Origin of the sequence: Umezakia ovalisporum Ak1311 (assembly GCF_029891685.1) — a bacterium.
GTDB classification, from domain to species: Bacteria; Cyanobacteriota; Cyanobacteriia; order Cyanobacteriales; family Nostocaceae; genus Umezakia; species Umezakia ovalisporum.
In genome coordinates this window covers 21,041-43,770 of record NZ_JANQDJ010000070.1, presented here as the reverse complement: position 1 = coordinate 43,770, position 22,730 = coordinate 21,041, and the positions used below count along the sequence as shown (strand labels likewise).

At 40.7% G+C, this 22,730-nt stretch carries 25 protein-coding genes, 1 pseudogene and 1 riboswitch; of the genes and pseudogenes, 21 read left to right on the top strand and 5 right to left on the bottom strand.

Annotation, left to right across the window (positions count from 1 at the left end):
• Window positions 1-306: 306 nt before the first annotated feature.
• From nifH to NWP25_RS13920, 13 genes and pseudogenes are all read left to right on the top strand, one after another.
• Window positions 307-786, top strand: a pseudogene (gene nifH / locus NWP25_RS13980) (nitrogenase reductase); the annotation flags it as partial.
• A gap of 137 nt (window positions 787-923) precedes the next feature.
• A complete protein-coding gene (gene nifD, locus NWP25_RS13975) occupies window positions 924-2,426 on the top strand; it encodes a nitrogenase molybdenum-iron protein alpha chain (RefSeq protein WP_280652374.1) in 1,503 nt (500 codons plus the stop codon).
• Window positions 2,427-2,620: 194 nt separating this feature from the next.
• Entirely contained in the window at window positions 2,621-4,156 is a 1,536-nt protein-coding gene (gene nifK, locus NWP25_RS13970) for a nitrogenase molybdenum-iron protein subunit beta (RefSeq protein ID WP_280652373.1), read from the top strand.
• Window positions 4,157-4,331: 175 nt separating this feature from the next.
• Window positions 4,332-4,661: a Mo-dependent nitrogenase C-terminal domain-containing protein gene (locus NWP25_RS13965; protein ID WP_280652372.1), complete on the top strand. Its 330-nt coding sequence runs from the start codon at window positions 4,332-4,334 to the stop codon at window positions 4,659-4,661.
• Window positions 4,662-4,864: 203 nt separating this feature from the next.
• Complete coding sequence (nifE, locus tag NWP25_RS13960; RefSeq protein ID WP_280657196.1) at window positions 4,865-6,244, top strand: nitrogenase iron-molybdenum cofactor biosynthesis protein NifE; 1,380 nt, start codon at window positions 4,865-4,867, stop codon at window positions 6,242-6,244.
• 109 nt (window positions 6,245-6,353) lie between these two features.
• Complete coding sequence (gene nifN, locus NWP25_RS13955) at window positions 6,354-7,679, top strand: nitrogenase iron-molybdenum cofactor biosynthesis protein NifN (protein WP_280652370.1); 1,326 nt, start codon at window positions 6,354-6,356, stop codon at window positions 7,677-7,679.
• 56 nt (window positions 7,680-7,735) lie between these two features.
• Window positions 7,736-8,125, top strand: coding sequence for a nitrogen fixation protein NifX (gene nifX, locus NWP25_RS13950; protein WP_280652369.1), 390 nt, complete (start codon window positions 7,736-7,738; stop codon window positions 8,123-8,125).
• A gap of 20 nt (window positions 8,126-8,145) precedes the next feature.
• Window positions 8,146-8,622: a NifX-associated nitrogen fixation protein gene (locus tag NWP25_RS13945; protein WP_280652368.1), complete on the top strand. Its 477-nt coding sequence runs from the start codon at window positions 8,146-8,148 to the stop codon at window positions 8,620-8,622.
• Window positions 8,623-8,749: 127 nt separating this feature from the next.
• Entirely contained in the window at window positions 8,750-8,968 is a 219-nt protein-coding gene (locus NWP25_RS13940; protein WP_280699611.1) for a CCE_0567 family metalloprotein, read from the top strand.
• Window positions 8,965-9,282, top strand: coding sequence for a nitrogenase-stabilizing/protective protein NifW (gene nifW, locus NWP25_RS13935; protein ID WP_280652366.1), 318 nt, complete (start codon window positions 8,965-8,967; stop codon window positions 9,280-9,282). Before NWP25_RS13940 ends, nifW begins: the two co-directional genes overlap by 4 nt.
• A 10-nt stretch (window positions 9,283-9,292) precedes the next feature.
• On the top strand, window positions 9,293-10,093 hold the full coding sequence (locus tag NWP25_RS13930) for a HesA/MoeB/ThiF family protein (protein ID WP_280652365.1): 801 nt from the start codon (window positions 9,293-9,295) through the stop codon (window positions 10,091-10,093).
• 65 nt (window positions 10,094-10,158) lie between these two features.
• Window positions 10,159-10,530: a HesB/IscA family protein gene (locus tag NWP25_RS13925; RefSeq protein ID WP_280652364.1), complete on the top strand. Its 372-nt coding sequence runs from the start codon at window positions 10,159-10,161 to the stop codon at window positions 10,528-10,530.
• A gap of 292 nt (window positions 10,531-10,822) precedes the next feature.
• Window positions 10,823-11,122 (top strand): 2Fe-2S iron-sulfur cluster-binding protein, encoded by a 300-nt coding sequence (locus tag NWP25_RS13920; protein WP_280652363.1) that lies wholly within the window; start codon window positions 10,823-10,825, stop codon window positions 11,120-11,122.
• 229 nt (window positions 11,123-11,351) lie between these two features.
• Here the strand turns inward: NWP25_RS13920 and NWP25_RS13915 are convergent, their stop codons facing one another.
• Complete coding sequence (locus NWP25_RS13915) at window positions 11,352-11,762, bottom strand: DUF1636 domain-containing protein (RefSeq protein WP_280657199.1); 411 nt, start codon at window positions 11,760-11,762, stop codon at window positions 11,352-11,354.
• A 22-nt stretch (window positions 11,763-11,784) separates the two neighbouring features.
• Window positions 11,785-11,955: riboswitch (cobalamin riboswitch) on the bottom strand.
• A gap of 613 nt (window positions 11,956-12,568) precedes the next feature.
• On the opposite strand from NWP25_RS13915, the gene NWP25_RS13910 reads away from it, so the two are divergent.
• The 3 genes from NWP25_RS13910 to NWP25_RS13900 are packed head-to-tail and all read left to right on the top strand — an operon-like array spanning window position 12,569 to window position 14,699.
• Window positions 12,569-13,033: an ankyrin repeat domain-containing protein gene (locus NWP25_RS13910; protein ID WP_280652361.1), complete on the top strand. Its 465-nt coding sequence runs from the start codon at window positions 12,569-12,571 to the stop codon at window positions 13,031-13,033.
• The gene (locus tag NWP25_RS13905) at window positions 13,020-14,306 is read left to right on the top strand and encodes a SagB family peptide dehydrogenase (RefSeq protein ID WP_280657200.1); all 1,287 of its coding nucleotides are present in this window, start codon (window positions 13,020-13,022) and stop codon (window positions 14,304-14,306) included. The genes NWP25_RS13910 and NWP25_RS13905 overlap by 14 nt, the downstream gene beginning before the upstream one ends.
• 18 nt (window positions 14,307-14,324) lie before the next feature.
• Window positions 14,325-14,699: a hypothetical protein gene (locus tag NWP25_RS13900; RefSeq protein WP_280652359.1), complete on the top strand. Its 375-nt coding sequence runs from the start codon at window positions 14,325-14,327 to the stop codon at window positions 14,697-14,699.
• Between the two features lie 16 nt (window positions 14,700-14,715).
• Here the strand turns inward: NWP25_RS13900 and NWP25_RS13895 are convergent, their stop codons facing one another.
• Complete coding sequence (locus tag NWP25_RS13895) at window positions 14,716-15,177, bottom strand: hydrogenase maturation protease (RefSeq protein WP_280652358.1); 462 nt, start codon at window positions 15,175-15,177, stop codon at window positions 14,716-14,718.
• Between the two features lie 115 nt (window positions 15,178-15,292).
• Between NWP25_RS13895 and NWP25_RS13890 the strand changes: the two genes are divergently transcribed.
• Window positions 15,293-16,279, top strand: a complete 987-nt coding sequence (locus NWP25_RS13890) for a metallophosphoesterase (protein ID WP_280652357.1) — start codon at window positions 15,293-15,295, stop codon at window positions 16,277-16,279.
• Between the two features lie 109 nt (window positions 16,280-16,388).
• Here NWP25_RS13890 and NWP25_RS13885 read toward each other — a convergent pair whose 3' ends face one another.
• The 3 genes from NWP25_RS13885 to NWP25_RS13875 all read right to left on the bottom strand — a co-directional run bounded on the left by NWP25_RS13885 (window position 16,389) and on the right by NWP25_RS13875 (window position 19,793).
• A complete protein-coding gene (locus tag NWP25_RS13885) occupies window positions 16,389-16,811 on the bottom strand; it encodes a hypothetical protein (RefSeq protein ID WP_280652356.1) in 423 nt (140 codons plus the stop codon).
• 342 nt (window positions 16,812-17,153) lie between these two features.
• Entirely contained in the window at window positions 17,154-18,749 is a 1,596-nt protein-coding gene (locus tag NWP25_RS13880) for a nickel-dependent hydrogenase large subunit (protein WP_280657201.1), read from the bottom strand.
• A gap of 81 nt (window positions 18,750-18,830) precedes the next feature.
• Entirely contained in the window at window positions 18,831-19,793 is a 963-nt protein-coding gene (locus tag NWP25_RS13875) for a hydrogenase small subunit (RefSeq protein WP_280657202.1), read from the bottom strand.
• Between the two features lie 419 nt (window positions 19,794-20,212).
• Here NWP25_RS13875 and NWP25_RS13870 point away from each other — a divergent pair, with 419 nt between their 5' ends.
• The 4 genes from NWP25_RS13870 to NWP25_RS13855 all read left to right on the top strand — a co-directional run bounded on the left by NWP25_RS13870 (window position 20,213) and on the right by NWP25_RS13855 (window position 22,699).
• Entirely contained in the window at window positions 20,213-21,190 is a 978-nt protein-coding gene (locus tag NWP25_RS13870; RefSeq protein ID WP_280652381.1) for a hypothetical protein, read from the top strand.
• A 54-nt stretch (window positions 21,191-21,244) separates the two neighbouring features.
• Complete coding sequence (locus tag NWP25_RS13865; RefSeq protein ID WP_280652353.1) at window positions 21,245-21,484, top strand: hypothetical protein; 240 nt, start codon at window positions 21,245-21,247, stop codon at window positions 21,482-21,484.
• Between the two features lie 8 nt (window positions 21,485-21,492).
• Window positions 21,493-21,717 (top strand): hypothetical protein, encoded by a 225-nt coding sequence (locus NWP25_RS13860; RefSeq protein WP_280652352.1) that lies wholly within the window; start codon window positions 21,493-21,495, stop codon window positions 21,715-21,717.
• Between the two features lie 136 nt (window positions 21,718-21,853).
• A complete protein-coding gene (locus NWP25_RS13855) occupies window positions 21,854-22,699 on the top strand; it encodes a NifU family protein (RefSeq protein ID WP_280652351.1) in 846 nt (281 codons plus the stop codon).
• The last annotated feature ends 31 nt before the right edge of the window (window positions 22,700-22,730 follow it).

Here is a 22,730-nt window from a genome sequence, read left to right as displayed (position 1 = left end):
CTACCTTCAAGCTTGTATGTGTCAACAAATCAGTTATGTTCATTGGATGGAAGATATTATGAGATGTTGACATTTTCACCTTTGATAGGACTACTATATCTAACTATGTAAAGTTTTGTAACGACATTCAACATTTCTGACTAATTGGTAATTGGAATTTACTAAATAAAGGTGAAACTTCCCTGTTCCTTGTTACTTTACTAGCCTTAGTAGCCTTAGTAAAAAAAGTTGTTCACCATTAACAATGGTCACAGCAAACATTGTTAAAAATAAACAATTACAGGCTAAAAGAATAATATCACTGCTCCTTGCCGTGAAGGTAAAGCTCAAGAAATCTACATCGTTACCTCCGGTGAAATGATGGCGATGTATGCTGCTAACAACATTGCTCGTGGTGTTTTGAAATATGCTCACACTGGCGGTGTACGCTTAGGTGGTTTAATTTGTAACAGCCGTAAAGTTGACCGCGAAATCGAGTTGATTGAAACTCTGGCTGAACGTTTGAACACCCAGATGATTCACTTTGTACCTCGGGACAACATCGTTCAACACGCTGAATTGCGTCGGATGACAGTTAACGAGTATGCACCCGATAGCAACCAAGCTCATGAATACCGTGCATTAGCTAAGAAAATCATCAACAACGACAAGCTCACCATCCCCACACCCATCGAAATGGATGAATTGGAAGCTCTGTTGATCGAATTCGGTATTCTCGAAAGCGACGAAGAAGCAGAAAAACTACTTGCAGCAGACGCAGCAGCTAAAGCAGCAGCTGGTAAGTAATCAGAAAAAGGAAAAAGGAAGAAGGCAAGAACTTATATCTTACCTTTGACCTTTGACCCTCTTCTCCCCCCCTAGTGATAGGGGACTCACATCTACCTGATCCTATTCCCTAATTCTTACAAACTTGAGAGGCTAAGATGACACCTCCTGAAAACAACAACATTGTTGAACAAAGAAAAGAACTAATTAAAGAAGTTCTCGAAGCTTATCCAGATAAAGCTAAAAAAAAGCGCGAAAAGCACTTAAACGTATTTGAAGAAGGTAAGACCGACTGCGGCGTTAAGTCTAACATCAAATCTCTTCCTGGTGTAATGACCGCTCGTGGTTGTGCTTACGCAGGTTCCAAAGGTGTGGTTTGGGGTCCTATTAAGGACATGATCCACATTAGCCACGGGCCTGTAGGTTGCGGTTACTGGTCTTGGTCTGGTCGTCGTAACTACTACATCGGTACTACAGGTGTTGATACCTTTGGTACTATGCACTTTACCTCTGACTTCCAAGAACGGGATATCGTTTTTGGTGGTGACAAAAAACTACTGAAATTAATCCAAGAGTTGGAAGAATTATTCCCTCTTAACCGTGGTGTTTCTATTCAGTCTGAATGTCCCATCGGTCTAATTGGGGATGACATCGAAGCTGTAGCTAAGAAAGCAGCAAAAGAGATTGACAAGCCTGTTGTTCCTGTACGTTGCGAAGGTTTCCGGGGTGTTTCCCAGTCCTTGGGTCACCACATCGCTAACGACATGATTCGTGACTGGGTATTCCCCAGAGCCGACAAAGCTAAGGCTGACGGTACACTTAACTTTGAATCCACCCCTTACGACGTAGCAATCATCGGTGACTATAACATCGGTGGTGATGCTTGGGCTAGCCGCATCTTACTAGAAGAAATCGGCTTGCGTGTGGTTGCTCAATGGTCTGGTGATGGTACCATCAACGAAATGTTGATGACCCCCAACGTCAAGATGAACCTCATCCACTGTTACCGCTCGATGAACTACATCAGCCGTCACATGGAAGAAAAATATGGTATTCCCTGGTTAGAATACAACTTCTTTGGTCCTACCAAGATTGCTGAATCCCTACGGGAAATTGCTTCTAAGTTTGACGCTAAGATCCAAGAAAATGCTGAGAAAGTTATTGCTAAGTATCAGCCTACCATGGATGCTATCGTTAACAAGTATCGCCCCCGTTTGGAAGGCAAGACCGTCGCCATGATGGTTGGTGGTCTGCGTCCTCGCCACGTTGTCCCAGCTTTCCAAGACTTGGGCATGAAAATGATTGGTACTGGTTATGAGTTCGCTCATAACGACGACTACAAACGTACCACTCACTACATTGAAAATGGCACCATCGTTTACGACGACGTAACTGCTTACGAGTTTGAAGAGTTTGTTAAAGCACTTAAGCCAGACTTAATTGCTTCTGGTGTGAAAGAGAAGTACGTCTTCCAAAAGATGGGTCTACCTTTCCGTCAAATGCACTCCTGGGATTACTCCGGTCCTTATCACGGTTATGACGGCTTTGCGATCTTCGCTCGTGATATGGATTTAGCACTCAACAGCCCAACTTGGGGATTAATTGGCGCTCCCTGGAGCAAGAAAGCTGAAGTTAAGGCTAAAGCTAAAGCTATTGCTTAGGGAAAACGAAACCGATAGGTAGAGATGGCCTGGGGTTTTAGCCCCAGGGGGGAGTCGGGAATTCAAGGTTCAAAATTCAAAAGTTAAAAGCATCTTTTGATTTTTGCATTCTGAATTTTGAGTAACATTCCCACTCCCACCACAAACTTCCTCAAATAGTAACGAACGATTTCAGTAAACTTGGAGAACCAGAAATGCCTCAAAATCCAGAAAAAATTCAAGACCACGTTGAGTTATTCCACCAACCAGAATACCAACAACTATTCCAAAACAAAAGGGAATTTGAAAACGGTCACAGTCCCGAAGAAGTTGCACGGGTTGCAGAGTGGACAAAAAGTTGGGAATACCGTGAAAAGAACTTTGCTCGTGAAGCACTAACAATCAACCCTGCTAAGGGCTGTCAACCTTTAGGTGCAATTTTTGCTGCTGTGGGTTTTGAAGGTACTTTACCCTTTGTACAAGGTTCCCAAGGTTGCGTTGCATACTTCCGTACTCACTTAACCCGTCACTACAAAGAACCATTTTCTGGTGTGTCTTCCTCAATGACTGAAGACGCGGCTGTGTTCGGTGGTATGCAAAATATGATTGACGGGTTGGCCAACTCTTACCAACTCTACAAGCCTAAAATGATTGCTGTTTGCACCACCTGTATGGCTGAGGTAATTGGTGATGACTTACAAGCTTTCATCAACAACGCCAAGGATGCTGGTTCAGTTCCTAAGAGTTTCCCAGTTCCCTATGCTCACACACCTAGCTTTGTTGGTTCCCACATCACTGGTTACGACAACATGATGAAGGGTATTCTTTCTTGCTTGACCACAGGTAAGAAGAAAGAAACTAGCAATGGCAAAATTAACTTTATCCCAGGTTTTGACACCTATGTAGGCAACAACCGCGAACTCAAGCGGATTGCTTCTTTGTTCGGCTTTGACTACACTATTTTAGCCGAAAACAGCGACTACTTGGATTCACCTAACACTGGTGAGTTCGATATGTATCCAGGTGGTACTAAGTTAGAAGATGCTGCGGATTCCATCAACGGTAAAGTTACAGTTGCTCTGCAAGCACATTCCACCGTCAAAACCCGTGAGTACATTGAAAAAGAGTGGAAACAACCAACTGTAGTTTGCCGTCCCTGGGGTATTAAGGCCACTGACGAGTTCTTGATGAAACTCAGCGAATTAAGTGGTAAGCCCATTCCCGAAGAATTAGAAATTGAACGGGGTCGTGCAGTTGATGCTATGACCGACTCCCACGCTTGGGTTCACGGTAAGCGCTTTGCTATCTATGGTGAGCCAGATTTAGTTTACAGCATGGTGGGCTTCATGCTAGAGATGGGTGCTGAACCCGTGCATATCTTAGTTCACAACAGCAACGAAGTATTTGAGAAGGAACTCCGAGAGTTGCTAAATTCTAGTCCTTTTGGTCAGAATGCAACCATTTGGGGTGGTAAGGACCTATGGCATATGCGTTCTTTGTTGTTCACCGAACCCGTAGACTTCCTCATCGGTAACTCCTACGGTAAGTACCTATGGCGCGATTGTAAGGTTCCTTTAGTCAGAATTGGTTATCCTATCATGGATCGCCACCACTTACACCGCTACAGCACCATTGGTTACCAAGGTGTGATCAACTTACTCAACTGGATTGTCAACACAATCTTCGAGGAAATCGACCGCAACACCAATATTCCTTCTAAGACCGATATTTCTTACGACTTGATTCGTTAAGAATTGTCTTACGCAGTGTGCTAATCAAGGGTAAGAAGGGCGAATAGGGACTGAGGACTGGGGAGTGGGGACTAAGAATAAATTTATTCTCAATCCCTAACACTCAATCCTCAGTACCCGATACTTAATCCTAACTTACCTTTCTTTTTCTTTCTATTGATTTGAAGTATCTACTATGGAAACTATCAATCATACTCACTCTCATCCTGGTTATCATCCACCTAACAATCGAAAATCAGGTTGCTGGAATAATTGGCTCAATCCTTTGCGTAGTTGGCTGAATAGAATTTCAATTAAAGATGCCCGCCTTGCTCATGTAATTTGTCAATTAATTCCCTGTTGTTGTCCCTTTGAGCGCAACATCAGTTTATTTGGGCGGAATTTTCATATTCCAGCACTGTGTAAACTCAATCCCTTATATGACGAATTTGTGGGGATGCGTTTTCGTGCTTTATCTTATCTAGCTGATGAGTGTGGAGAGGATATTACGAAATACATTTGTTAGAGAGTTGTCTCTATTTATTACACATAAACTATCTTGCAAAAGTCAATTTTATAAAAAATTAACCACAGAATTACATTGATGAATTCTCTCTGTGAATGTGGAATAAATAAGATTTTTGCAGGAAGTGTATTGCTCAGTGAATAGTCAATAGGCTAATAGCTGATAAATGATATGAACACTGTCGATCCAGCAAGAGAAGAGAGATGAAAAGTACCCAAGGTAAAATCAACGAGCTGCTCAGTGAGTCAGGATGTGAACATAATCAACAAAAACAGGGGGAAAAGAAAAATAAATCTTGCACCCAACAAGCTCAACCAGGAGCTGCTCAAGGAGGCTGTGCTTTTGATGGTGCAATGATTGCCCTAGTGCCAATTACTGATGCAGCTCACTTAGTCCACGGACCCATTGCTTGTGCTGGCAATTCTTGGGGTAGTCGTGGTAGTCTATCCTCTGGCCCCCAACTCTACAAGATGGGGTTTACTACGGACTTAAGTGAGAATGATGTCATTTTTGGGGGTGAAAAAAAGCTCTATAAGGCAATTCTAGAACTGCAAGAACGTTACAAGCCGACGGCAATTTTTGTCTATGCTACCTGTGTAACTGCTTTGATTGGCGATGATATGGAGGCTGTGTGCAAGGCGGCCGCTGAAATAATTGCCACTCCGGTGATTCCTGTCATTGCTCCGGGATTTATTGGCAGTAAGAATTTAGGCAACCGTTTTGGTGGAGAAGCTTTACTAGAATATGTAGTTGGTACAGCAGAACCCGAAACAACTACGCCTTATGATATTAACTTAATCGGTGAGTACAACATCGCCGGAGAAATGTGGGGAGTTACACCACTGCTAGAAAAATTAGGCATTCGTGTTTTATCCAAAATAACAGGGGATGCTCGCTATAACGAGGTTCGTTACGCCCACCGTGCCAAGCTCAATGTCATGATCTGCTCACGAGCTTTGCTGAACATGGCAAGAAAGATGGAGGAACGCTACAACATTCCTTACATTGAAGAGTCTTTTTATGGCATCGATGATATGAATCGTTGTCTACGGAACATTGCTGCTCAATTGGGTGATGCTGATTTACAAGAACGCACAGAAAAGTTGATTGCCGAAGAAACTGCGGTTCTTGATTTAGCGTTGGCTCCCTATCGCGCTCGACTGAAAGGTAAGCGGGTTGTGTTGTATACTGGTGGTGTTAAGAGTTGGTCGATTATCTCCGCAGCTAAGGATTTGGGAATAGAAGTTGTTGCTACCAGTACGAGAAAAAGTACAGAGGAAGATAAAGCCCGCATCAAGAAATTGATTGGTCAGGAGGGCATCATGATGGAGAAGGGCAACGCCAAAGAATTGTTAAAGCTGGTCAAGGACACCGGCGCTGATATGTTGATTGCTGGTGGTCGTAACCAATATACTGCCCTGAAAGCCCGGATTCCTTTCCTGGATATTAACCAAGAACGCCACCATCCTTATGCAGGTTATCTGGGTATGGTGGAGATGGCACGGGAATTGTATGAAGCTCTTTATAGCCCAATTTGGGAACAAATACGTAGGCCTGCTCCTTGGGAAGACACTGAGGTTTAGGGGAGACAACAAATATGAGGAGGATGAGGAAGAATAGTTACTCCCAACTCCCTACTACCCACTGCCTATTCCCAAATCCCCAATCCCGATACACATAGGTATTAATGCAATGGCCATTGTTAATCTTCCCAATAAAGCACTTACAGTTAATCCTCTCAAGCAAAGTCAGGCTTTGGGGGCATCTTTAGCCTTTTTGGGATTAAAGGGGATGATACCCCTGTTCCACGGTTCCCAAGGTTGTACTGCCTTCGCCAAAGTCGTGCTTGTACGGCATTTTCGGGAAGCTATTCCCTTAGCCACTACAGCCATGACTGAAGTCACCACTATTTTGGGTGGTGAAGATAATGTGGAACAGGCTATTCTCACCCTAGTGGAGAAGGTACAACCGGAAATTATTGGTCTATGTAGCACGGGGCTAACGGAAACTAGAGGAGATGATCTTGAGGGTTTTCTCAAGGATATCCGCCATCGCCATCCTGAATTAAATCACTTACCCATTGTATTTGCTCCTACCCCGGATTTTAAAGGTGCGCTGCAAGATGGCTTTGCTACGGCTGTGGAAAGTATAGTCAGGGAAATTCCTAAACCTGGTGGTATTAGAACCGAGCAAGTCACAATTTTGGCTGGTTCCTCTCTGACTCCGGGGGATGTACAGGAAATCAGGGAGATGGTGAGTGCCTTTGGCTTGGTACCAATTGTTTTACCTGACCTAGGCGCTTCCCTGGATGGTCATTTAGAAGATGGCTATAGTGCCATTACAGCCAGTGGTACCACCTTAAAACAGCTACGAGACATAGGTAGTTCCGCCTTTACCATCGCTTTGGGGGAAAGTATGCGCCCCGCAGCCAAAATCCTAGAAGACCGATTTAACATCCCCTATGAAGTGTTTGGGGAACTAACTGGCTTGGAACCTGTAGATGAGTTTTTGCAAGCATTATCCATTCTCAGCAGCAACAGCGTACCGCAAAAATATTGCCACCAACGTCGCCAGTTGCAAGATGCCATGCTAGATACTCATTTTTACTTTAGTGCAAAGCGAGTTTCTTTGGCCTTAGAACCTGATTTGTTATGGTCAATGGTTAACTTTTTGCAATCCATGGGGACTCAAATTCATGGGGCTGTGACTACCACGCGATCGCCTCTGTTAGAAAAACTCCCTGTTAAAAGTGTCACCATTGGTGATTTAGATGACTTTGAGCAACTAGCAGTTGGGTCTGATTTATTGATTGGTAATTCTAATTTACGTGCCATGGCCAAAGGTCTTTGTATTCCTCTTTATCGTTTGGGTATTCCCATTTACGACCGTTTAGGTAATGGATACTTCACTAAAGTTGGCTATCGAGGCACAATGGAACTTCTATTTGGTATCGGTAACCTCTTTTTAGAAGCGGAAGAAAAGAGAGTTAAACATTTATGGCAACTGGTATCTGAGTAATCAGAATCAATTTTTTCTCCATACCTAATACTCAATTCCCCATCCAGGAAAACAGAATGAAAATTGCCTTTACCACAAGTGACCGAGTTCATATTAATGCTCACTTCGGCTGGGCAAGAGAAATTGATGTTTATGAAATCTCTGACGAGGGATATCAATTTCTAGAAACTTTGAAGTTTGACGGTGACCTTAAAGAAGATGGGAATGAAGATAAAATCACTCCCAAACTTGATGCTTTAGTTGATTGTACCATCGTTTATGTGGCCGCAATTGGTGGTAGCGCCGCCGCCCGTTTAATTAAGAAAGGTGTAACTCCGGTTAAAGCTAAATCAGAAGCTGAAGAAATTAGTGAAGTTCTCACTAAACTTGTGCAAACTCTCAAAGGTAATCCTCCACCTTGGTTACGGAAAGCATTAAGACAAACTACTCCCAACTTTGCAGATTGATTTTAACTTTAAGCCACGGTATGAGTACAAATAATAGTGTGAACGGCAGCACAGATACAGTAGTCTTGAACTTTCCTTTTCTCAAGACATTAGTACAACAAATTCGCGGACAAGATACCTATGGAGTTTATCGGAATTGGTCTGATGAACTAATACTGAAACCATTTGTAGTTACCAAACAAAAGAAACGGGAAATTTCTCTGGAGGGTGAAGTTGATGCAATTACTCAAGCACGGATTATGTCATTTTTTCGGGCTGTAGCTGCTCGGATAGAACAAGAAACAGGTTTAATTTCTCAGGTAGTATTAGACTTAAGCCATGAAGGATTTGGCTGGGCATTGATTTTTTCTGGTCGTCTCTTGCTTACTAAAAAAACCTTACGTGATGCTCATCGATTTGGTTTTGACTCCCTCGAAAAATTAGCAGAAGAGGGAGAAAGTTATGTTACAAAAGGTGTTGAGTTGGGCAAAACTTATCCTGAAGTAGGCAAACTTTAAACTCGCTGCAAAAGTTAATTTAGATTTGTGTCTTAGTGTCTTTGTGGTCAGAATGATTTTGTCAACAATAAGTAATAGACACAAAGGTGTTTGTTGGAATTTTTCTGCACATAACAAGGAGTAGTCAATGAGGCAAGTGAGTACAACAGATATTGAAGAACTTAAAAACAAGATCAAGCGGCTCAATAGTAAAGCAGGTCAAATGAAAATGGATCTGCATGATTTAGCAGAAGGTTTGCCCACAGATTACAAAACACTTATGGATGTGGCAGCTGGGACTTATCAAGTTTATCAACAGCTGGATGAACTGAAGCAACAGCTAAAAATAATGGAGAGTTCCCAATGAGTACAAATATTAATGAGTTCAAAAACCTCGTAGATGCAGAAGAGTTTTTTGATTTTTTTAATTTACCCTACGACCAACAAATTGTGAATGTCAATCGTTTGCATATTTTGAAGAAGTTTTCTCAAAATATGGCAGAAATTGATGAAATGTCTCTTCATTTAACTCCAGAAGAAAAACTTGCTCAATATGCATTGGCTTTGCAAAAAGCTTATGATGTTTTTCTGGAATCAACACCCCATGAACAAAAGCTGTTCAAGGTATTTAAAGAGAAACCGAAGAATGTAGTTACGCTGACAGAAATCACTTCTGATTAGGAGGTAAAAAGTGATCAACCTAACGCCTACCGAATTAGAACGCTATAGTCGCCAAATGATGCTGCCAAGCTTTGGCGAACTAGCTCAAAAACGCCTGAAGTCAGCGACGGTTCTGGTAACGGGTGTGGGGGGATTAGGTGGTACGGCGGCGCTTTACTTAGCAGTAGCGGGCGTTGGGCGACTAATCCTAGTGCGGGGTGGTAACTTGCGGTTAGATGATATGAATCGTCAGATTTTAATGACTGATGATTGGGTGGGTAAACCAAGGGTATTCAAGGCTAAAGAAACTCTCCAAGGTATCAATCCTGATATCCAAGTGGAAGTAGTTCATGATTACATCACCCCGGAAAATGTAGACTCCCTGGTACAACCGGCTGATATGGCCCTGGACTGCGCCCACAATTTTACGGAACGTAACTTGCTGAATGAAGCTTGTGTGCGTTGGCGTAAACCAATGGTGGAAGCTGCAATGGATGGGATGGAGGCTTACCTGACTACGATTATTCCTGGTGTGACTCCTTGTTTATCTTGTCTGTTTCCAGAAAAGCCTGAATGGGATCGACGTGCTTTTGCAGTTCTGGGGGCTGTATCTGGGACACTAGCTTGTTTGACAGCGTTGGAGGCAATTAAGCTGATTACTGGGTTCAGTCAACCTTTATTGTCCCAGTTGTTGACAATTGACTTGAATCGGATGGAATTCGCCAAGCGTCGTTCTCAGCGCGATCGCGCTTGCCCTGTATGCGGTAACACAGCGCCCTGGAGGTACGGACAATCTCCTTCTGTAGAAGCTACAAGCAATTGTACAACCTAGTTAACTAACAAACATTCCCACACTCAAAATCAGCAGAACTTCATCGCCACAAATCAGGAGACCTAATGGCTGTTAAGTTAACAGAAAAAGCAGAATTTCGTCTGCGGGCATTTTTACGAGGTTCAACCTCTGATAATAATGAGGCTAAAAAAGGTATCCGTGTATCTGTAAAAAGTGGTGGTTGTAGTGGCTATGAATACGGACTAGAGTTCACCAGCAAACCACAATCAGATGATTTGGTAATTCAGCAAGGTAATGTGCTGATTTACGTTGATGCCAAAAGTGCGCCGTTATTAGATGGGGTTGTGATCGACTTTGTAGAGGGTGTGATGGAAAGTGGCTTTAAGTTCACTAACCCCAATGCAAGTGATACCTGCGGTTGCGGAAAATCTTTCAAAACAGACGATGGCACACCCACGGGTGTACCTTGCAGGTAGTTGAATGTTTGGAGGATTGAGAAAGACACTTGTGTGGAGTTTTTCTGAAGTTCTGTTAGTCAGAAATAGACTTTCATTGCTTTCCTGGGAAATAACGGACATTTGCCCATCTACAACCTTTGTCCCAGAGGCAAGTTGATGAAGCCCATAGTAATTGGGACATACCCTACAGCCAGGAGAAATCTATCAACGCAGTATAGTCTTCTGGGCTGCTTCTCGAAGTTTTGATTTGACTAAATAAACTTCGAGTAACCGATCCAATTGTATTATAATTTTTGAGGAGAATCGGAAAATGGCAAGCTACCAAGTTAGATTAATCAACAAAAAGCAAGATATCGACACCACAATTGAAGTTGATGAAGAGACTACCATTTTAGACGCAGCAGAAGAAAATGGTATTGAATTGCCTTTCTCTTGTCATTCAGGTTCTTGCTCAAGTTGTGTGGGAAAAGTAGTGGAAGGTGAAGTTGATCAATCTGATCAAATCTTTTTAGATGACGACCAAATGTCTAAAGGATTCGCTCTCCTTTGCGTTACTTATCCCCGGTCTAATTGCACAATTAAAACCCATCAAGAACCATATCTTGTGTAAAATTTGATTTTCATCGCTACTCTTAGCAATCTTTAATTAAGGATGAAGGAGCAATTATATCCTTCATCTTTTATGCTGATTTTAATCAGATAAAATTGCTGGAAAATTTCTTGCTAACAAAATTGATTTGAAAAATTAACAAGTTAACATTTGACACCATGTTAAAAATATTTACCGCCAACTGCTACAATGTGGTTAGAATATAGTAGTGTTAGCTACAGACTCCTAACTAAGTAGATTTTATGGCGGAGGGCACAGGTACTGGTGGAATACTTGCCAAAATTCCTTTTTTGAGTGGTTGTGGACGTTCACTCCAAGGTAATGAACCTTGTGGGTGTGCATAATATTTACCTGCACACTGGAATATACCAGCAAGTTCTGTAGTTGATAAATCAGAAGAAATGTCGCCAAAAAGATACGTAGATTTGTTGGGTGAAGCAAAGGCAACAACACAAGAACGATTACAAGCGCTCATACATTGCACTGGTTGAATGACAAATTCTGTATTCAACTCCCAATTAAAATAATCTAGTTGCAATTGTTTAAGAAGCTGTTCTCCACCACTTTCACCAACACGCTTACCATTTTCCCACTTACTGGCACAAGTGGTACAAACAAATATTCTATGTTCTGCTGTCATCTGTACCTCGTAGATTTTGGCTAAATTTACTTTTCTATGGGTGGGGATTCTGACTTACACAATTTTAAATTTCAATCTCAAATTAAAAATTAAAATTGGTTTACAGCTGCGGGACAGTGCTGGACTTACACCGGACTTTCCCTGTTGCTTCTAATAGTTGATTTCTACTAGAACCGAACATATAAAATTTAACATATTTTTAGGGAATTTTTAACATTAGTTAACCATATTTAAATTCAAGTTACAGCAGAACTGCATATTTTTGAAATTTACAGCGTATTTTATCTGAGTAGGTACAGAAGGGCGGGCATCCTACCCGCCCCACAAGATTTATGATATTAAGGTTTGTAGTTTATTTACTTGAAAACTGCTGTAATTGTAGTTTTAGCTGCATTTTAATTTTTTATTTAGCCAATTCAACTAAGATGTGTTGGCATCTTTATAAATGATTCATAATTTAAACTTATCAGAATGATAATATATAAGTAAGCTAAATTGTTGTCAGTGAACTTAAACTCCAATAAAAAGCGGTTATGGGGTTACGGAAGATATTTATATCTTTATTCTGGTGATGCTCAAAATTAGGCAGAAGGTAAGATAGGGTCCAGGATAAAATAACGAAGGTCTGGGTAAGTATTATTTTAGTATTAACCTACTTCTGTAATGGAATGTTTCAAGCTACTAATTAATAGCGAGGATTGTCAGTACTGTAATCATTACGAAGTCGATAATCTTTAGTTGATGAATAGTGGGTATAACCTATTATTCATCTTGTTGAGTCAATTTACGAGTATTAAGGATTAGTTATGAATCAGATCAAAAAGCAAAAGTTGAGTGAAATCACCAAGGAATGGCTGATAGCAAAGGGCTACAATCCCGAAAATTTAAATCAACCAGGCAAAAATGGCGACACAGCTTTAATGACGGCTACTAGAGAGGGAGTCTATGGAGTTGTCAAAGAACTGATTGATTTAGGCGCAAATATTAATGCTAAAAATAATGAGAATAATAATGCCTTGTGGTTTGGCTGTTTCGGTAATCATTATGAGTTAATTAGCTTGTTGCTTGGTGCCAAAATCAATATTGATAATCAAAATGATAACGGTACAACTGTTTTAATGTATGCAGCTTCAGCAGGAAAGACAGGTGTTGCTAAATTACTGCTACAACATAAACCTAACTTAAATCTCAGAAATTTAGATGATTATAGAGCAATAGATTTTGCTAGCAATATAGAAATTTTAAGGTTGCTGAAAAATGCCGAAACGTAATAATTCAGAAGTAGCTTACCACGATGCTACCAAGCATTCTTATCTCTCTGTACAGATTAACCCTAATTATGTAGACCATGGAACACAGCCAACTGCATTTAAAGTCTATCCAAAATTTTACCGTCGGGTGAAATTAAATCTCAATAATTCTCTTCATGGGTTTATTTGGTTAACCAGTGCAGTTACCCTAGAAAAGGTATATAAAGATGTGCACCACAAACTACGGGTAAATCCATCAGCAGGTGCTTTATATCCTACAGAACTTTATGTACAAATTCGCGGGATATCAGAAATAGTAGATGGTATCTATCATCTAGAAGTTGAGAATAATTGTCTAACTCTTATATATGAATTAATTGATGATGGATTAGAAAATCATATTATACCGGGAAAAAGTATCAGAGGATGCATTTTTTTAATTAGTTGTGTTTATTATAGGTCTAGCTGGAAATATCAGGATAGGAGCCTAAGATATTGCTTTTTAGATAGCGGTCATCATTTAGGCGCGATTGCAGCATCAGCTTATCTCTATAACCAAGATATACAACTGATCTTCGACTTTGATAAACTTGCCCTCAATACAGTTTTAGGCTTTGAAAATAAAGAGTTTATCACTGGTGGGGTAATTTCAGGTGAGGTGCTAGACAAACCTGTAAGAGGTTTAAGACTCAAAGTTCCTTTTGTCTGTGGTACTGATTATTTTGAAGCTAACCAATTCATTGAGCATAGCTATCAAGTAACAGCTGTGCAACAAAGCCTAGCACAGCCACTACAACGGCCACAGTTTCACTTCAACAAAGATCAATTTTATCAAACTGTTTGGAATAGACGTTCAATTAGACGTTTCCGGAAACAGTTTATTTCTCAAGAAGATTATGTATATATTTGGCGACAAATAGAACAACCAATACCAACACAGCATTTTGAGGAAATCCAAATTTACTGTGTTGTGCATCGAGTTGAAGGGATATTACCTGGAATATATAAAGGTACGCATCTGCTCACAGCAGGTAATTTCGCGGAAAAGACAAGTTACTTATGTGTAAATCAAGGGATGGCTGGAGATTGTGCTGTAACTTTGTTCTTTGTTTCTGACTATGTAAATTATCAAACTGCTATGCAATTAGCTGGTTTTCTAGGACAAAGAATTTATTTGGTGAGCAATTATTTGGGAATTAATTGTAGTGGAATTGGTGCTTATTACGATGACGAAACCCAAGAATTATTACAAACCAACAAAGATATCCTCTATGGAATGGCTATTGGGAAATAACTAGGATCATAAAGGCAGATGGCTAACAAGAAGTTTTATTTTAATAGTGATGATTTTCATCCTATGCAACCCACATCAGCAGATATTATACTGCGGCAACAATTAGAAGATTCCATTAGTAGGTATTTTTATGAGGGGTGCAATCGTACCATTCAAAACTTACTATCTAACTGTCGCTGGTACGTCACAACCCGGGCTAATGGGATGACATTGGTAATTGAATGTCCTGACCAAGTTACTAATTGGCGTGTTTTACAACAAATTGTACCAATGGGAACTTTGCTGAACTCTATTATCAGCAGTGCTAAAATCCGTGTTTGTCCCCCAGATAGTCAAGGTGTACCCTTTGAAATGAGGGTAGATGAACTGTCTGTTTATCGTGATTGGGCGTGATGATTTGTAATTGGGTTTACTGGCTAATGAGTGTGGTTAATTGTTTAAAAACTAAATCGGCGGAATGTTGAACTACGGGACTTAGTTGAAGCCCCAAATCAAGACTTGCGGCTTCAATTAGGTAGACTGTTACCTGTTGGGGAAAGTTATTGGCAAAGATTTTCCGTCCAGCGGCTAAAGCATGGTCCCAGCGAAAATTATGTAAGTTATAACTGGGTTCTGGTAAAGCTTCTAGTTCTTTGCCTGGGACTTTAAATATAGCACCAGGTTCCGAACCTGTGGAACTGGCATCAATAATTATTAAAGCTTTACTACCTCTGGCTTGGAACATTACCTCCATCCCTGCGGTTCCACAGTCAAAAACTTGCACGTCAGGATGGGGATTTTGAGCTAGATATTGTTGTAGCCTTTGGGCAATAATTACCCCCACAGCGTCGTCACTGCGGTTGAGGTTACCGCAACCAATTATAGTTAGCATGATGGCATGGGTGTATAATTTAATATTTTAATATTTGCTAAACATATGCTTAAGATGATCTTAATCCGGGGCTATTAGTGTGGAGTCAATTGTTTATAAACGAAAAGCCCACCATATGAAATTTAAACAGCTACTCACCACCCTGATTCCCTTTTGTTTATTTGGTGTCTCTGTCAGTTTGGTTAGTCCCACCAATGCACAAATAGGGTCTCACACTAGCACTTACAGTCCCAAACGCTTCGACTTTGCTTTAATTGGGGATATACCCTATGATGAGCGGCAAGAAGTGGAGTATGAAAAGCTCATTACAGATATTAATAAATCTCGGGTGCATTTTGTCATTCACGATGGGGACTTTAAGAGCGGTTCTAGTCTTTGCTCGGATGAGTTGTTTGCAGATAGATTAGAGTCGTTCCAAGAATTTAGATATCCCCTGATTTATATATTTGGTGATAATGAGTGGACAGATTGTCATCGTACGGCTGCGGGTGGATATGATCCTATTGAGCGCTTAGAAAAATTACGCTCCATGTTCACACCTGGAAATGTCAGCTTTGGACGCAGAAAAATTACACTCAACCGTCAAAGTAATAATCCTGTTTACAGTAAGTTTCGTGAAAACCTTCACTGGACTCATGGTGATGTTTTCTTTACTGGTATTCATGTTGTTGGTAGTAACAACAACCTGGGGCGTAATGCAGAAAATGATGTTGAGTATGCCGAACGTAACGATGCTAATTTAGCTTGGTTAAGGGAATCATTTGTCATTGCTAAAAACAATGATAATTTAGGTATGGTGATTGTTATCCATGCTAACCCCGATGATTTTAGAGTAGCTGCAAATGCTGAAAATAATGGTTTTAAGGATTTTATTGATGCCTTAAAAGTTGAATTAGAAGACTACAACAAGCCAGTGATGCTGGTACATGGAGATAGTCATTACTTTCGTATTGATAAACCTCTAAACAATTCATTGGGCAGGATTATCCCCAATTTTACCCGTGTTGAGACTTTTGGATCTCCCAATGTTCATTGGTTAAGAGTAACTGTTGATCCACGTAATCCAAATTTATTTGAAGTCAATCAAGAAATTTTGGAATAATCAGGTTAGCCCATGGGGAGGATTTTTAAATTCCAAGAATTGCGAGTTTAACTAATAAGCTTATTTGTAGGGGGTTTGTCTATTTAAATAGACAAACCTTGGTATCTGGCTAAAACTTTACACCATATTTGTGAGCAATTTCCATAAATTTTTCACACTGCTTTTTTGATGCGTCGGTTAAAATCATTTCTGCTTGTTCTGGAGTATTGCCATCTTTAGGAATTAAGTACTTGACATAAAGTGCTACAAAGTCGGCTACAACTGCTAAACCAGATAAACCGTGTTTGTCAGCCTCTTTACCAGCGATGGCAGCTACTAAACCTGCTTTAATGGGGTCTGGTTTAACCTTCATAAACTGATCAATCAGCTTAGGAATATACTCGGTCGGAGGCAAGTTATTCAACTTACTTTGGTCTGGAGTAAAATTACATTCTGCTGCTTTTGCCTGCTCTAAAACACACCATTCTATAAATTCTTGCAGTGCTGCTTCAGGAAGGCGAGGGAGATATTTATGTAGGGCTATATCAGGCACAGGCTTACGGTGTAAATTGATTTTTTTTGAGGTGCATCATAGCTAGCCTAATGCATTATTTATCTTAGTTTTAGTATGTTAAGCTACGAGTTGAAAACAAATAATCAGACTACAAATTTACAAAATAGTGTGGTAAAAATGAAGTGTATAAATCAATGTTACAGCGATACGATGTTGATTTATTGACTGATGACTTTTCCCTTTTCCCCACCCCTCACACATATACAGTGTATTTTATCTGAGTAGGTACAGAAGGGCGGGCTTTGCTGCCCACCCCACAAGATTTGTGATATTAAGGTTTGTACTTTATTTACTTGAAAAGTGCTGTAACTGTTCACTAAATTAAGCAGTACGAAAACGCGCCAATTCCTCACCAGTTTTGGCATCATGGGCGTGAACAGTACACACCAAACAAGAATCAAAGGAGCGGGCCACGTGACCAACTTCCACAGGGTCAGTGGAATCGTAGATAGGTGTTCCTATTAAAGCTTGTTCAACGGGGCCGGGTTTACCCTCGCCGTCACGGGGGCCGATATTCCAAGTACCGGGAGTGATGACTTGGTAATTTTTAATCTTACCCCCCTCTACCTCAATCCAATGAGACAAGGCACCCCGTGCCGCTTCTGTTGCACCCCAACCCTGACCGTCTTTTTCTGTGGGTTTTATATACCAGGGGTCATTTAATTTAAACTCCCGCAAGCAGTGTTCAGCTTGGCGATATAGTTTTACAATTTCATGAAGTCGTGCGAGCTGACGCAAGTGAACATTGGCACCAGCCATGTGCTTAAAAGCATCCAAAATCAAACTATCGTGGTGTTGCCAAGGTTCTCCGTGATTTCCACCAGCTACTAATTGCCGGGCTAAGGGGCCTGCTTCTAAGCGTCCGAAGTCTTTGTGAAGTACAGCAGTTGCCCAAGAATAGGCATTTTGAAAATCTTTAGTATTATTCACTGTGGGTTTAGTGGTGCGATGGCTTGGGTGAATATCTGCTGTACCTTCATCGTACCAAGAATGAGTTGTATTCTCACGGAGTAAGGATTGATCCATCAAAGTGTGAGTATCAGTGAAACTGTCATACACACCACTTTTCATAATCATGGCAGCATTGCGTCCTGGGATAGTGGGGTTTTGGTATTTGTCCTCATGGGCTAAATATCCCCAAGTTACGTATTTACCAACACCGGCTCCATATCTATCCAGACCGATATCTAAACCCATGCGCCAATAAAAACCCAAATCTGATTCACGATGATGGCGGTGTTCATCCAACCAGGCCATAAAATCATTATAGGTGCGAATTTGTTCATAACGTTCTAGAGAACAACCCAACCACACTGGTTCTAACCAATTGGTGCGGAAGTATTCCAAAATTGCCCAAGCCCGGGTAATATCTGTAAGGGTGGGGGCGCACATCACACCACCAGGAACCATGTAACTAGAATGAGGCCACTGGCCGCCAAAGAGGGCATAAATTTCTACAGGTTTGGCGGAAATTGTGATGCCGATTTCGTAGGACTTGCCGGTAAAAGCAGCAAATCTGCGACAGGCTTCTTCATAAAAGCGACTACTACGATAATTTTTATTTGTCAAATCAATGGCAAACAATCCATAAAAGTACCGAGGAATACTTTGCATTGTTTCGAGAATTTGACCTAAATTTCTGGCCAAAATCGCATTACGAGGAACTTCTGTACCCCAGAGTGTATCTAATGCCCAAGATGCACTGGTTAGATGTGAACCGCCGCATATACCACAAATGCGGGGTGTGACAATTAATCCGGCTTGGGGGTCTTTACCTCGGAGTATAATTTCAAATCCCCGGAAGAGTTCCGCGTGTGTCCAGGCGTTAATTACCCGGCCGTCTTCGATATCGACACGAACATCTAAATCGCCCTCAACTCTACCAACAGGGGAAATATCCAGCGTTTGAATAGTCATTCTCCTCTCCTTTAAGTAATTAGGGGAGTGGGAAGTAGAGGGATAGAAAAAACCAAATTTCTGTTCCCCAATTCCCATTCCCTAAACTGTGAAAAAGTCTTCTTCTGCCCAAAGGGGCATAGCATCTTTGGCTGCCATTGTCAATACTGCATAGTGTTTTTGTTTGACTCCTGGGGGTAATTCTTTGGGAACCCCCATTACTGTTTGGGTTTTAAATACTGTTCCTGGTTGGAGGTCAAAGAAGGGAAACTCTGGTTCTGTACAACCTAAACAAGGCATCCCAATGCGGGTTTTGGAAGAAACACGGTTCCACAAAATGCGGTTGCAGGATGAATGTGTCATGGGGCCACGACAACCCAAGTCATAAAATAAGCAACCTTTACGTTGACCAAATTCCCCAGTTGATGCTTTGTAGGCAAAGTGAACGTTACGGGTACAGCCTGTTTGGGTGTAGGTGTTGAAAAAAGTTTGAGGACGATGCAATTCATCTAAGGCAATATCCACTATGCGTCCAGTGGCGATGGCCACTAATATCTGGGTGATCCAATCGGGATGGGCGGGACATCCGGGAATATTAATTACGGGTAATCCGCCTTTAGAGATAAAATCTTTGCCTAAAAACCCGCCTTTTTCACCCTTGAGAAATTGTAAGCCCTTTGACTCGCTGGGATTGGGTGACATTGCTGGGATTCCTCCCCATGTGGCACAGTCTCCCACGGCTACAATGAATTTAGCCGCTTGGGACAAGTCAGTTAACCAATCTTTCATGGGGCGGTCAGCGAAGCGATTCCATTGACCAGTGCCGTTGGGGGCATTAACTACACTGCCTTCAAAGACTAAAATATCTAAGGAAATCTTACCGGAAATACAATCCCGCAGCATGGTTTGCAAGTTATTACCGATTTCCAATCCCAAAGATGGATGCCAAAGTACCTTGATGCCAAAGTCGGCAATTAAATCACAGACTGTGGGCTCTTCAGCGTTTAGAAATGACATGGTGTTGCCTGAACATGCACCACCTTGTAGCCATAGTACGTTAGTCATTACCTACAGGGTTTTCTATTGTTAATTATGTCTGATGTAGGTGATATTACTTGTAGGGTATCACCTGTTTATCAATATTTATTAAATAGTATAGTCTAGTTTTTTAATAGATTTTTAGTTATTAAATAAAAATTAATTATTAATAGTATCTTTGTCCAAATCGCAATTTATACTCCTAATTAACAAGGCGAAAATAGCTATTAAATCTTGCAAGTATTTAAAGGTAAGATAAATATTAGCAATTTCCCCCTAGAATTTTATAAATAGATTGTTCTATAGTGAAGAAACTGATTTACACAATTTGGCAAGACGAGATCAATAAGGTCTTGACAAGGGTATAGGGAAATGGGATTCAACATCTGCGTAAATCGACTTAGTTAATAAACCCACCTATGGGCGTTGACCAAATCAAGGCAGTTATGAACCCCAGCATTACAGATTCAGCAGTGAAAGCTGCTATAGCAGCAATAGCATCAGAGTCAGCGACGCCAGCAGAAAAAATTCAAATGCTGATAGACATGGCTCAAGGCTTTCATAAGCAGCCCAAAACTAGCCAAGATTTGCGGTATGCAGTGGGGCTATACTATCGGGCGTATCAAATGTGCGGTGAGGATTATCCCTTATTGCAAGCACGGGCTTTGGTGGGGATGGCAGGAACGTTACAAACTATACCTGAAGAAGGTTCCCAACTTTTACTGCAAGCCAAAGGCAGCTATGAAGAAGCTTTGCCAATTTTACAACAATTAGCCTTGCCAGAGGAACTAGCAGAGGCACAGATGAATTATGGGTTGGTGTTGCAGTGTTTGGTGCCATTTAATCTGGCACGAATTACGGACAGCATCAAAGCTTATCACGAGGCTTTGCAGGTGTTTACCTGGAAAGATTACCCACAAGAATACGCAATTTTATACAATAATATTGCCATTGCTTATCTGTCCATGCCTATGGCATCGGAACGGGAATACTTGCGCCAAGGTTTAGCAGTGCAATCCTTTGAAGTGGCATTAAAGCATATTAACTTAATTGAGCATCCCAGGGAATATGCGATGTTACAAAACAACTTGGGTAATGCTTTGCAATATTTAGTCAGTTCCCATCCTGTAGATAATAACTTACGAGCGATGGCAGCTTACGACGAAGCGTTAAAAGTGCGTAACCCCAGAGATACACCCTTAGAATACGCTAACACCATTTCTAACAAAGCTAACGCTTTATTCAACTTACCGGACAACCCAAAAAAACCAGAAGCGGGTAATGCTCAAAACCTTTTGCAAGCAAATTCTTACTATCAAGAAGCTTGGGCAATTTTTAGCGAAAATCAGCAAATAGAACAAGCGGAAGCTGTGGGACAAGCAATACAAGATGTACAAGCAGAAATGGGAAGGGTTACGGGTTAACTTGACATTTTTTCCATTGTTCTCATGATTTAGGAGTTAAAAACAAGAAGTAGGATGAAAGATTTTCTCACAACTTTAGGATCTGGGGATTTGAATATAGCAACAGAATTCACCTGGATATTCATAGCAACAGCCTTATCAATGATTGGTGGCGCTATAGGGGGAATGCTGTTGGCGGGAAAGGATATAGGTTATGAATTTTCAGCAACATTGGGGGCATTATTTGGACCTGCTGGTATAATTCCTGCCCTAATTTTAAGTTTTGCTTTGCTCAATTTATTCACAAATCATTAGGAAATATTATGCTAGAAATTGGATGGCTTGCTGTCAAATTGTTTCTCAAAGGGAAGCTCATACGCAACCCCGTATATTTTTTTAAACAAGTTATGATTGGTACAGCTATTGGAACAGTTATTTTTCTATCATTGTCCCAAACTGAATTGCCCTTTTGTTTACCAATCACAATATCTAGTTTAATTACAGGTACAGTTATGCCATTTCTGCTCAAAGATTTCAAAATGAAGTAATTAGTCAAAGTACAGAATTCTTAATATTCCTGAATGTACTCATTGAGAAAGCACCTATGGTCATATGACTAAGCTGTTAGTAGGTTGGTAATTACTGACGCATTTTTAATGTCCAATGACTAATGACTAATGACTAATGACAAAGCTGGAAGAATTAGTTGAAGAAATAAATCGATTTGAGGCAATTATATCCCAATGGGATGAAAGCCAGAGGTGTGTAGCAGTAGGACTAAAAAGAGCGATTGAAGATTTACATAAAGCAGCATTGACACATTTAATTAAAACCTTAAAGCAACAATCAATGTCAGCTTTGGGTCAGGCTGTGGATGATGACGTAGTATATTCAGTTTTGCTGTATCACGAACTAATTAAACCACCACAACTACCACTAATAGAACGAGTCCAAGCAGCACTTGCAGAAGTCCGCCCAGGGTTAAAGAGCCATAACGGCGATGTGGAATTTGTGGCAATTAAAGCACCAGATACAGTACAAGTTAAATTAATTGGAACTTGTAGCAGTTGTCCAACGTCTAATTTGACGTTAAGTCAAAGTGTGGAACAGGCGATAAAAAATTATTGTCCGGAAATTACTCAAGTTATTGCACTTAATCATAGTTTTACTGACCACTCTAGTGTGAACAGTTTATTTTTGCCCGAGGATACTGCTACTTGGGTGAAAGTGACAACAATTGATCAAATTCCTGATTTTGGAATATTGACAGGTAAAGTAGGTAAGAATTCTTTAATTTTATATCGTCAAGGTGTAAATGTTAATTGCTACCTCAATGCTTGTCCACACTTAGGAACTCCTTTAGATATGGGGAAATTAAATCATACTATTCTGTCTTGTGCATCTCATAAATTTGAGTATAACTTAGAAACCGGAGAGTGTTTAACTATTGCCGATGTTACATTGCAGTCTTATGCAGTACAAATTAGAAAGGAGAAAGTTTTTGTCCAACTCCCTAAATATTCAATTTAATTGAATATTTGCCTACCAATAACTTTAAATA